The organism is Streptomyces sp. NPDC059828 (genome assembly GCF_042731955.1).
GTDB lineage: Bacteria > Actinomycetota > Actinomycetes > Streptomycetales > Streptomycetaceae > Streptomyces.
Genome location: NZ_JBHWIW010000005.1, coordinates 91,125 through 103,055, shown reverse-complemented (window position 1 = coordinate 103,055; position 11,931 = coordinate 91,125). Strand labels below are relative to the sequence as shown.

The 11,931-nt window shown below is 70.8% G+C and carries 6 protein-coding genes; 5 read left to right on the top strand and 1 reads right to left on the bottom strand.

All coding sequences use genetic code 11. From position 1 onward, the window contains the following. Nucleotides 1-166: 166 nt before the first annotated feature. Nucleotides 167-2,185, bottom strand: a complete 2,019-nt coding sequence (locus tag ACFV6V_RS04780; protein WP_385559354.1) for a hypothetical protein — start codon at nt 2,183-2,185, stop codon at nt 167-169. Between the two features lie 492 nt (nt 2,186-2,677). On the opposite strand from ACFV6V_RS04780, the gene ACFV6V_RS04775 reads away from it, so the two are divergent. The 5 genes from ACFV6V_RS04775 (at nt 2,678) to aceE (ending at nt 11,789) form a co-directional block, all read left to right on the top strand. Continuing rightward, nucleotides 2,678-4,231: a leucyl aminopeptidase gene (locus ACFV6V_RS04775; RefSeq protein ID WP_385559103.1), complete on the top strand. Its 1,554-nt coding sequence runs from the start codon at nt 2,678-2,680 to the stop codon at nt 4,229-4,231. A 333-nt stretch (nt 4,232-4,564) separates the two neighbouring features. Continuing rightward, complete coding sequence (gene lpdA / locus ACFV6V_RS04770; RefSeq protein WP_385559101.1) at nt 4,565-5,953, top strand: dihydrolipoyl dehydrogenase; 1,389 nt, start codon at nt 4,565-4,567, stop codon at nt 5,951-5,953. Between the two features lie 56 nt (nt 5,954-6,009). Continuing rightward, entirely contained in the window at nt 6,010-7,776 is a 1,767-nt protein-coding gene (sucB, locus tag ACFV6V_RS04765) for a 2-oxoglutarate dehydrogenase, E2 component, dihydrolipoamide succinyltransferase (RefSeq protein ID WP_385559098.1), read from the top strand. 118 nt (nt 7,777-7,894) lie between these two features. Beyond that, a complete protein-coding gene (locus ACFV6V_RS04760; RefSeq protein WP_385559096.1) occupies nt 7,895-8,518 on the top strand; it encodes a GntR family transcriptional regulator in 624 nt (207 codons plus the stop codon). A gap of 580 nt (nt 8,519-9,098) precedes the next feature. After that, the gene (gene aceE / locus ACFV6V_RS04755) at nt 9,099-11,789 is read left to right on the top strand and encodes a pyruvate dehydrogenase (acetyl-transferring), homodimeric type (protein WP_385559093.1); all 2,691 of its coding nucleotides are present in this window, start codon (nt 9,099-9,101) and stop codon (nt 11,787-11,789) included. Nucleotides 11,790-11,931 lie beyond the last annotated feature (142 nt).

The following is an 11,931-nucleotide window of genomic DNA, read 5'->3' as shown; positions in this document are numbered from 1 at the left end:
GCTCCGGGGTGCCCCCCCCGCGGCCCCCCCCCCCCGCCCCCCCCTCGCCCCCCCCCCCGGGCCCGGGCCCCCGGCCCGCCCCCCCCCGCCCCCCCGCGCCCCCCCCCCGCCACCGCCACTCCGGTGACACGTGTCACGGATCACGCGGCACAGAATGCCGCCCGGATCAGGCGGGCAGACTCAGAGTGACCGCGGACTGCAGCAGGTCCGGCGAGGTCCAGTCGGATCGCTTGCCCGCGTAGGCGGTGCCGAAGACGGAAGTCCCCAGCAGCAGTTGCTTGCGGGTGCCTTCGGGCGTGGTGACCGGGATCGCGACCCCGGACGGCGCCTGAATGGTGACGGTGGTGCCGATCCGGTAGGCGGTCACCCGCCCGTTGTCGAGCGCCTGCTGCCAGGCGGTACGGCGGCTCAGCTCGGCACCGATGTCGCGCTGGCGGAGGTTCACCACAGGTGCGCTGTCGGCGAACAGTGCACTGTAGTCACCGAGAATCCGGTTGAGCACCGGGTAGAGGATCCGTCCTTCTGCCAGGTTGGACTGGTGCACATAGTGCGGACGGGGATCGTTGGCGAGGACATGCCCGAGGGCAATCCTGGCCTCCTGCGGAACAATGTGCTCCGCATAGCCGGTCTGAGCGTCCAGCGGCTCGTCGAGGCAGGTGGAGGCCGCGTTGCTCTCACAGATGCCGCTGCCGCCGTCCGCCTGGGACGTGTAGATCCAGTTGTACTCGTCCGCCATCTCGGCGGCCGTGCCCGTGTTGTAGTACACGTTCATCGGGTACCGGGGCACGGTGAGAGCGCTGCCCACCGAACGCTGCTGCGACTCACGGGAGTTGTCACTGGCGATCCACTTGACACCGTTCTCGGCGAGCGCGGGGGCGAGGTTGGGGTTGTCGACCGGCTGCTGCGGCAAGGTCTTGAGGCCCGAGTGCTCGCCGGTGACCAGCTCCGCGCGGTCGACCGAGAGACCCTTCTGCACTCCCCAGTTGTGGTTGTCGCGGATCTGCCCGGAGATGTCGGCACGGCTCACCCAGCGGGTGTTGCCCGCGGCGTCCTTGCTGCACTTCCACGGGACCACGGTCACGTCCTGCACACAGCCCAGGAACGGGTGCGTGTAGGTGTGGTTGACCCAGCGGTACTTGGCCCGGTCGGCGAGCAGCTGCGTGGTGAGCGCGTCCGTGTTTCCGTGCTCCGCCTTCCACTCCTCCCCCGCGCCCGCGTTGTAGACCATGTCCAGTGTCAGGCCGCTGGTCTGCTGCCACTGGGCGGCGTACTGCGCGTCGGCCGCGGTCATCCTGATGTCCGGCGTGCTGTCCTCTTCGCCGCCGCCGCAGTCGATGTCCCCGGGCGTGCAGTTGCGCTCACTGTCCCAGCGGGCGTCGGCCGCGAAGACGTCGTCCACGTGCACGGCGAAGTAGTTGCGGCTCTGCCCGAGGTGGACGCCCTGGGTGAGCCATTCCACGATGCCCCGCGCCAGCAGCCGGAACTGCCGCTGGTTCTGGTTGTACGCGAAGGTCACGACCAGCTCGCGGCGCCCGTCGTGGGCGTACTCGCCGAGCAGGCTGGCGCGGTTTTCACCGCCCGGCACAGGCGCGTCGACATAGCTGGTGAAGCCCTCGCGCGGGCGCGCCAGATAGCCGTAGCTCTCGGGGACCGACGGAGAGTTGTCCTCGAAGGTGACCGCGCCGTCGAGATACGCGAAGGGCCCGGAGCGGCCCGCGGTGGTGACGGCGGCGGCGGTGCCGTCGAGCGTCCCGGCCCAGCCTCCCTCGCTGGTGTAGTCCAGGCCGACACCCGGGTGGGCCCAGGTGTACGCGTCGACCTGGGGGATGCCGAAGGACTTCTCGAACGCGACCAGCGCGGCCTGCTCGGCGGCACCCGCCGTGCTCGTCCCGAACGGTGCCTCGTTCGGAACCACCACGCCCTGGTACTTGGCGCGCGGCCGGCCGCTCACGGTGTCGCTCAGGAATGCGGCGTTGACCTGCGGCCTGCCCGCGGCGTTCAGGTTGAGGACGCTGTACGGGACCCCGGTGCTGCGCAGCTCCGAGGTCACCGCCGCCACCGCTTCGCCACCGTCGTCGACCACCAGCACCCTGAGGTCGATCCTCGGCGCGATCGCGTCCTCCGCGGCCGCGGCGGTCGACGCGGGGAGCGCCGTGGCGAGCAGCGCGGACGCCGTCAGCGCCATGGCCACCCTGCCGCCACGCCTGCCGGATGCGCGCTGTGCGCCCGGCGCGCCGGGGCGGCCCGCCTGCGACCGTCCGGCCCCGGACCGCCGCCCGGCGGCCTGGTCCCGCCGCGCCCCCCGCTCATGTGCCTCGTCCGTCGCGGACCCCCTCTGCTCGTGATCACTCGAACTGAATCCGTACGCCATGGCGCACTCCCCGCCCCTTGAAGGCCTCCCCTTGTGGATGCCCCGGGGAGGATCTGTGGAAATCATGCAAAGCAGCGCGTTGCCGCCTTGCGTATTCGGCCCGAGTGTGACGTAGGACTCACCGCCTCTCGCGGTGATCGCATCAGAGACACCCCGGATGGGTGAACACCCGCTGGTGTGAGCGAACCTCCCCAGCGCGCGTAGGCTCGTTGCGGCGCGCCGACTCGCCCGATCTACGATGCGCCGGGCACGGCCGACCCCACCTCTTCGGCCACAGAACTCAAACGGAAGCGAGAAATCACCACCGTGACTGCTCTCACTCTCAGCACGGCCGGCGCGGCGACGCTGCGCGCCGACGCGATCGTCGTCGGCGTAGCGAAGAGCCCGCAGGGCGGCAGCGGACTTGTCGTCGCCACTGGCGCGGAGGCCGTGGACAAGGCCTTCGGCGGAAAGCTCGCCACCGTCCTGGAGACCCTCGGTGCCTCCGGTGCCGAGGGCGAAGTGACCAAGCTGCCCGCGCCGTCCGGGCTGAAGGCGCCGGTCGTGCTGGCCGTCGGTCTCGGTACGGCCCCGGAGAAGGACGAGACCTACCAGGCCGAGGTGCTGCGGCGGGCCGCCGGTTCCGCGGCGCGCGCCCTGACCGGCACGAAGAAGGCGGCTTTCGCGCTGCCGATCGAGGCCACTGAGGACGCGGAGGCGATCGCCGAGGGCGCGCTGCTGGGCGCCTACGCCTTCACCGCGTACCAGGACGGCAACGGCGGTCTCTCCGGGAGTTCCAAGAGCAGCAAGAACGGCAAGAAGGAGCCCCTCGCCGAGGTCGCTCTGCTCGGCGCCAAGCCGCGCGACAAGGCGTACAAGGCCGCGGCCGAGCGTGCCGTCGCGCTCACCGAGGAGATCAACCGCGCCCGCGACCTGATCAACACCCCGCCGAACGACCTCTACCCCGAGTCGTTCGCCGCCGTCGCCGCCGCCGCCGGCAAGGAGCACGGCATCAAGGTGCAGATCCTCGACGAGAAGGCCCTCGTCAAGGGCGGTTACGGCGGCATCCTCGGCGTCGGCCAGGGCGCGGCCAACGGCCCGCGGCTGGTGAAGCTCGCGTACACCCACCCCAAGGCGGAGAAGTCCCTGGCCTACGTGGGCAAGGGCATCACCTACGACTCGGGCGGCATCTCGCTGAAGCCGGCCGGCCACAACGAGACGATGAAGTGCGACATGAGCGGCGCCGCCGCCGTCTTCGCCGCCGTCGTCACGGCCGCGCGGCTCGGGCTGAAGGTGAACGTCACCGGCTGGCTGGCACTGGCCGAGAACATGCCGTCGGGCACCGCCACCCGCCCGGGCGACGTGCTGCGCATGTACAGCGGCACGACGGTGGAGGTGCTCAACACCGACGCCGAGGGCCGCCTCGTGCTCGCCGACGCGATCACCAAGGCCTCGGAGGAGAACCCGGACGCGATCGTGGACGTGGCCACGCTGACCGGTGCCATGGTGCTGGCCCTGGGCACCCGCCGGTTCGGGATCATGGCCAACGACGACGCGTTCCGCACGTCCATCCACGAGATCGCGGAGGAGGTCGGCGAGGACTCCTGGCCGATGCCGCTCCCCGCCGACCTGCGCAAGGGCATGGACTCGCCGACCGCGGACCTCGCGAACATGGGCGAGCGGATGGGCGGCGGCCTGGTCGCCGGTCTGTTCCTGAAGGAGTTCGTCGGCGAGGGCATCACCTGGGCCCACATCGACATCGCGGGCCCCGCCTTCCACGAGGGCGCCCCCTACGGCTACACCCCCAAGGGGGGCACCGGCTCCGCGGTCCGCACCCTGGTCAGGCTCGCCGAGCGCACCGCGTCGGGCGACCTGGGCTGACAGCCCGCCGGGCCGGGGGCGTCGCCCCCGGCCCGGCGCCCGGATGTTCAGGCCGCCCGGCACAGGAATACGGGCCGCAGGATCTCCGTTCGGTCTCACGGACTGCGGCGGATCCGACGGATTCCGCAGCTTCCTCCGGGCCGGAGAGCAGCAGGAACGGCGTCGCCGCCGTACCAGACACCATCCCCGCGTCCCGCCTGCCGTCGACAAGTGCGAAGATGGGTTCTCGGCAGGACAGGGCCCCCACCACAGGGCCGAAGAAAAGCGGCCGAACACCAGCCGCCGCGCGGTCGTGACGACCGGCGCCCGGCGCACATGCATGGAGGACGTGACGTGGCGAACGACGCCAGCACCGTTTTCGACCTAGTGATCCTCGGCGGTGGCAGCGGCGGTTACGCCGCGGCACTGCGCGGAGCGCAGCTGGGCCTGGACGTCGCCCTGATCGAGAAGGACAAGGTCGGCGGCACCTGCCTGCACCGTGGATGCATTCCCACCAAGGCCCTGCTGCACGCTGGCGAGATCGCCGACCAGGCGCGTGAGAGCGAGCAGTTCGGCGTCAAGGCCACCTTCGAGGGCATCGACGTCCCGGCCGTCCACAAGTACAAGGACGAGGTGATCTCGGGGCTCTACAAGGGCCTTCAGGGCCTGATCGCCTCCCGCAAGGTCACGTACATCGAGGGCGAGGGCCGGCTGTCCTCCCCCACCTCGGTGGATGTGAACGGCCAGCGCGTCCAGGGTCGCCACGTCCTCCTCGCCACGGGTTCCGTGCCGAAGTCGCTGCCGGGCCTGACCATCGACGGCAACCGCATCATCTCCTCCGACCACGCGCTGGTGCTGGACCGGGTGCCGAAGTCCGCGATCGTGCTGGGCGGCGGCGTCATCGGCGTCGAGTTCGCCTCCGCGTGGAAGTCCTTCGGCACCGACATCACCATCATCGAGGCCCTGAAGCACCTCGTCCCGGTCGAGGACGAGAACAGCTCGAAGCTCCTTGAGCGCGCCTTCCGCAAGCGCGGCATCAAGTTCAACCTCGGCACTTTCTTCGAGAAGGCCGAGTACACCGAGGACGGTGTGCGGGTCACCCTCGCCGACGGCAAGACCTTCGAGGCCGAGGTGCTGCTGGTCGCCGTCGGCCGCGGCCCGGTTTCGCAGGGTCTGGGCTACGAGGAGCAGGGCGTCGCGATGGACCGCGGCTATGTCCTGGTCGACGAGTACATGCGCACCAACGTGCCGACCATCTCGGCCGTCGGTGACCTGGTCCCGACGCTTCAGCTCGCGCACGTCGGCTTCGCCGAGGGCATCCTGGTGGCGGAGCGTCTGGCCGGTATGAAGACCGTCCCGATCGACTACGACGGTGTGCCGAAGGTGACGTACTGCCACCCGGAGGTCGCCTCTGTGGGCCTGTCCGAGGCCAAGGCCAAGGAGGTCTACGGCGCGGACAAGGTCGTCGCTCTGAAGTACAACCTGGCGGGCAACGGCAAGAGCAAGATCCTGAAGACCGCGGGCGAGATCAAGCTCGTCCAGGTCAAGGACGGTGCCGTGGTCGGCGTCCACATGGTCGGTGACCGTATGGGCGAGCAGGTCGGCGAAGCTCAGCTGATCTACAACTGGGAGGCCCTGCCGGCCGAGGTCGCGCAGCTCATCCACGCCCACCCGACGCAGAACGAGGCGCTCGGCGAGGCCCACCTGGCCCTGGCGGGCAAGCCCCTCCACTCCCACGACTGATTCAGTCAACGGGCGCGACGACCACTACCGCACTTTCGTAAGGAGAAACCGAAACCATGCCGGTTTCCGTAACCCTTCCGGCGCTCGGCGAGAGCGTCACCGAGGGCACCGTCACCCGCTGGCTGAAGGCTGAGGGCGAGCGCGTCGAGGCCGACGAGCCGCTGCTCGAGGTGTCGACCGACAAGGTCGACACGGAGATCCCCGCGCCGGCTTCCGGTGTGCTGGCGTCCATCAAGGTCGCCGAGGACGAGACCGTCGAGGTCGGCGCCGAGCTGGCCGTCATCGACGACGGCTCGGGCGCGCCAGCCGCTGCCGAGGCTCCCGCTGCCGAGACCCCGGCAGCCGCCGAGGCTCCGGCGCCCGCTCCGGTCGCCGAGACGCCTGCCGCCCCCGCCGCCGAGGCTCCCGCCGCTCCGGCCCCTGCCGCAGGTGGCGCCTCCGGTACCGACGTCGTGCTGCCCGCGCTGGGCGAGTCGGTCACCGAGGGCACCGTCACCCGCTGGCTGAAGCAGGTCGGCGAGGAGGTCGCCGAGGACGAGCCGCTGCTCGAGGTCTCCACGGACAAGGTCGACACCGAGATCCCCGCACCGGCTTCCGGTGTGCTGCTGGAGATCGTGGTCGGCGAGGACGAGACCGCCGAGGTCGGCGCGAAGCTGGCCGTGATCGGTGCCGCGGGTGCCGCTCCGGCGGCCGCCCCCGCGGCCCCGGCTCCGGCTCCGGCCGCCGCTCCCGAGCCTGCCCCGGCCCCCGCCGCGCCCGCTCCCGCTGCCGCGCCCGCTCCGGTGCAGGCCCAGCCTGCCGCCGCTGCCCCGGCCCCGGCTGCTCCGGCTCCGGTGGCGCCCGCCGCCCCCGCTCCCGCCGCGGCCCCGGCCGCGACGGCCTCGGACGAGGGCGCGTACGTCACCCCGCTGGTGCGCAAGCTCGCCGCGGAGAACGGCGTGGACCTGTCCGCGGTCAAGGGCACCGGCGTCGGTGGCCGTATCCGCAAGCAGGACGTCATCGCCGCCGCCGAGGCTGCGAAGACCGCCGCTGCCGCCCCGGCCCAGGCCGCTGCCGCCGCGCCGTCCGCCGCCAGGAAGGCCCCCTCTCTCGAGGTGTCCCCGCTGCGCGGCCAGACCGTCAAGATGACCCGTATGCGCAAGGTCATCGGCGACAACATGATGAAGGCGCTGCACGGCCAGGCCCAGCTGTCCTCGGTCGTCGAGGTCGACGTCACCAGGCTGATGAAGCTGCGCAACCGGGCCAAGGACGCGTTCGCGGCCCGCGAGGGCGCCAAGCTCTCCCCGATGCCGTTCTTCGTCAAGGCGGCGGCCCAGGCGCTGAAGGCCCACCCGGTCATCAACGCCCGGATCAACGAGGACGAGGGCACCATCACCTACTTCGACTCGGAGAACATCGGCATCGCCGTGGACTCCGAGAAGGGCCTGATGACCCCGGTCATCAAGGGTGCGGGTGACCTCAACCTGGCGGGTATCGCCAAGGCCACGGCCGATCTGGCGAACAAGGTCCGCGGCAACAAGATCACCCCGGACGAGCTGGCCGGTGCGACCTTCACCATCAGCAACACCGGTTCGCGCGGCGCGCTGTTCGACACGATCATCGTCCCGCCGAACCAGGTCGCCATCCTGGGCATCGGTGCCACGGTCAAGCGTCCGGCCGTCATCGAGACGGAGGAGGGCACGGTCATCGGCGTCCGCGACATGACGTACCTGACCCTGTCCTACGACCACCGCCTGGTGGACGGCGCCGACGCGGCCCGCTACCTGACGACGGTCAAGGCGATCCTGGAGGCCGGCGAGTTCGAGGTCGAGCTCGGCCTCTGAGCAACGGCTCGGACCGCTCTGTAACCAGCCTCACCTGCGGTGCCCCTGTCCGGATGTACTTCCGGGTAGGGGCACCGCCGTATTGTCTAGGAGTCTTCTCTTCTTGAAGGAGCGCTCCATGACCATCCCCGTCGTCCACTCGCTGCGCGATCAGATCCGCGAGCACATCGTGGAGGGCATCGTCAGCGGCCGCTGGAAGCCGGGCGAGCGGATCGTGGAGCGCCGTATCGCGACGGAGCTGGCGGTGAGCCAGACCCCCGTACGCGAGGCCCTGCGTGAGCTGGAGTCGCTCCGTCTGATCGAGTCCGCCCCCAACAAGGGCGTACGGGTACGCAGCCTGACCGCCGCGGACCTGGAGGAGAGCTACCCGGTCCGGGCCGGCCTCGAGCAGATCGCCGCGGAACTCGCCGCGGACCGTCTGGCGGCGGACTGCTCGGCCCTGGAGCCCCATGTCGCCGCTCTGCACGAGGCGGACCGCGCGGGGGACGGTACGGCGCAGGTACGGCACACCGTGGCGTTCCACCGCGAGCTGGTGAAGGCGGCGGGGAACGGGGTGCTGCTGCACACGTGGGAGGGGCTGGGGATCGAGGTCTTCACGGCTCTCTCGATCCGCTGGCTGGGGACGAAGCAGAAGTCCTACGCGGAGGAGCACGAGGAACTCGTCGCGGCCTTCCGCCGCCGCGACCCGTCGATCGGCACCCTGGTCAAGGTCCACGTCCTCGGCTGCGCTCCCCGCGCGTAACCTCGCGGCGCGAATTCCCCCTGTTGGCGTACCCCGTGGCGTTGCCCGCAGTGTCCGTCCTCAGCCCCCTCCGGACTTCGCCCGGGGCCCGGACGGACTGAGCCCGCCCCACGGGGTACGCCAACGGGGGAAACCCCGCACCCCGGACAACGGGGACACCACGTGAGGTCCGGCCACCACGGAAACCCCCGCGAGGACCCCCAGCCACACCCCCCGGAGAGGCACAACGCCCGCCCCACGGGCACGGGCAAGCCCCCGCACCCAAGGCCGTCCGCCGATTGAGGACGGACACTCCGGCCCACCCCACGGGGCGCGGCACACGGGGAAACCCCGCACCCCCGGACAACGGGGACACCACGGGGCGACCACCACGGAAACCCCGCGAGTTCCCGGCACCGAGTGCCCGAATTCGCGGCACCGTGTGCCGACTTTCGCACCAGACCCCACTTTTTACCCACAACACTTTGATCGATCATCGATCGTCGGCTTACAGTCAACCCGGACCCACCGGTCCCCCGGGCCCCGTCCTGCCAGACAAGCCCCCCTTTCACCACCCCTCCCCCTCCGGAAGGCGGCGATCATGACCGACCCCGTAGGCACGCTGCTGTTCCCGAGCGAGCTCGACCAGCTCCCGGACCGCGACGCCGAAGAGACCGCCGAATGGGCGGCCTCGCTCGACGCCGTCACCAAGGCTGCCGGCCCGCACCGCGCCGCGTATCTGATGCGGCGCACGCTTCAGCACGCCGAGGGCGTCACCGGGCTCGATCTGCCGAAGCTTCTGGAGACGGACTACGTCAACACCATCCCGACCGCCGCCGAGCCCGCCCCGGCCGGTGACGAGGAGATCGAGCGCCGGATCACCGCCTGGAACCGCTGGAACGCGGCGGCGATGGTCACCCGTGGCGCCAAGCACGGCGTCGGCGGCCACATCGCCACCTTCGCCTCCGCCGCCTGGCTCTACGAGACCGGCTTCAACCACTTCTTCCGCGGGAAGGAACGCGACGGTTCCGGGGACCAGCTCTACATCCAGGGACACGCCTCCCCCGGCATCTACGCCCGCGCCTTCCTCGACGGCCGCCTCACCGAGGCGCACCTGGACAACTTCCGCCAGGAGTCCGGCGGCGTCGGTCTGCCGTCCTATCCGCACCCCCGCCGTCTGCCCTGGCTCTGGGAGTTCCCGACCGTCTCGATGGGCCTCGGCCCGCTGTCGGCGATCTACCAGGCGCGCTTCAACCGCTATCTGACCAACCGCGGCATCAAGGACGTCTCCGCGTCCCATGTCTGGGCGTTCCTCGGCGACGGTGAGATGGACGAGCCCGAGTCGACCGCCGCGCTGGCGCTCGCCGCCCGCGAAGGCCTGGACAACCTGACCTTCGTCATCAACTGCAACCTGCAGCGCCTCGACGGCCCGGTCCGCGCGAACTTCAAGATCGTGCAGGAGCTGGAGGCCCAGTTCCGCGGCGCCGGCTGGAACGTGGTGAAGACCCTCTGGGGCAACGCCTGGGACGAGCTGTTCCAGCTCGACACCACCGGCGCCCTCGTCCGGAGACTGCGCGAGGTACCGGACGCCCAGGTCCAGACGTACCAGACCCGCGACGCCGCCTACATCCGCGAGGACTTCTTCGGCAAGGACCCCGCGCTCGTCGAGATGGCGAAACTGCTGAGCGACGACAAGATCCTCGAGTGCTTCCACCTCTCGCGCGGTGGCCACGAGCCGCGCAAGGTGTACGCCGCGTACAAGGCCGCCCTGGAGCACAAGGGCGCCCCGACGGTGATCCTGGCCCAGACGGTCAAGGGCTTCACGCTCGGCGAGGGTTTCGCCTCCAAGAACGCCAACCACCAGATGAAGAAGCTCTCGGTGGACGAGTTCAGGGCGATGCGGGACCTGCTGGACCTGCCGATCTCCGACGCGCACTTCGCCGACGGCCAGGTGCCGTACGGCCACCCGGGTGCGGACTCCCCCGAGGTCCGCTACCTCCAGGACCGCCGCGCGTCCCTCGGCGGTCCGGCCCCGGCCCGCCGGGTCCACCCGGTCGCCCCGCTGCCCGCGCCCGCCGAGAAGGCGTTCGCCGCCTTCGACAAGGGCTCCGGCAGCCAGTCGGTGGCGACGACGATGGCGTTCGTCCGGCTGATCAAGGACCTGATCCGGGACAAGGAGACCGGCAGGCGCTGGGTCCCGATCGTCCCCGACGAGGCCCGTACCTTCGGTATGGAGTCGCTGTTCCCCTCGCTCGGCATCTACTCGCCGAAGGGCCAGACATACGAGCCGGTCGACCGCGACCAGCTGATGTACTACCGCGAGGCGAAGAACGGCCAGATCCTCAACGAGGGCATCACCGAAGCCGGCTCGATGGCCGACTTCATCGCCGCGGCGACGTCGTACTCGACGCACGGCGAGACCATGATCCCCTTCTACATCTTCTACTCGATGTTCGGCTGGCAGCGGACCGCCGACCAGATGTGGCAGCTCGGCGACCAGCTCGGCAAGGGCTTCCTGATCGGCGCCACGGCCGGCCGTACGACCCTGACGGGCGAGGGCCTCCAGCACGCCGACGGCCACTCGCCGGTGATCGCCGCGACGAACCCGGCGGCGCTGACGTACGACCCGGCGTTCGCGTACGAGGTCGCGGCCATCGTCAAGGACGGTCTGCGCCGGATGTACGGCGAGGCCCGGCCGGACGAGGACCCGGATGTCTTCTACTACCTGACGGTCTACAACGAGCCGATGCCGCAGCCCGCGAAGCCCGAGGGCGTGGACGAGGGCATCGTCCGCGGTCTGTACCGCTTCAAGGAGGGCGAGGGCGCGGCGGACGACCCGCGCATCCAGCTGCTGGCCTCCGGTACGGCCATCCACTGGGCGCTCAAGGCGCAGAAGCTGCTCGCCGCCGACTGGCATGTCACGGCCGACGTCTGGTCCGCGACCTCCTGGACCGAGCTGCGGCGCGACGCGCTGGAGGCGGACGCGGCGCTGCTGCGCGGCGAGGAGCGCATCCCGTACGTACGCCAGGCGCTGGACGGCGCCGAAGGCCCGGTGCTCGCGGTCAGCGACTACATGCGGCAGGTCCCGGACCAGATCGCGCAGTGGGTGGAGCAGGACTGGTCCTCGCTGGGCGCCGACGGCTTCGGTCTGTCCGACACGCGTGCGGCGGCCCGCCGCCACTTCGGTGTGGATGCCGAGTCGGTCGTGGTCGGGGCCCTGGCGCAGCTCGCCCGCCGCGGCGAGGTCCCGGCGTCCGCCGTGAAGGAAGCACGCGAGCGCTACGGCCTGTAGGCGCTGTCGGGGTCATCCCCCGCGCGGGCCCCGGCACCGCGGTGCCGGGGGGCGCGGACAATGGGGGCAATGGGCCGGCCCCGCGGCAGAATATGGTTTTGCAGGTCGAGAGAACGGCGGACCATAACGCCCCCGAGCTCGC

What these genes read in the sequence shown, in the direction of transcription:
- aceE (WP_385559093.1), top strand. Translation starts at nt 9,099, where the DNA reads ATGACCGACCCCGTAGGCACGCTGCTGTTCCCGAGCGAGCTCGACCAG.
- ACFV6V_RS04780 (WP_385559354.1), bottom strand. Translation starts at nt 2,185, where the DNA reads ATGGCGCTGACGGCGTCCGCGCTGCTCGCCACGGCGCTCCCCGCGTCG.
- sucB (WP_385559098.1), top strand. Translation starts at nt 6,010, where the DNA reads ATGCCGGTTTCCGTAACCCTTCCGGCGCTCGGCGAGAGCGTCACCGAG.
- ACFV6V_RS04760 (WP_385559096.1), top strand. Translation starts at nt 7,895, where the DNA reads ATGACCATCCCCGTCGTCCACTCGCTGCGCGATCAGATCCGCGAGCAC.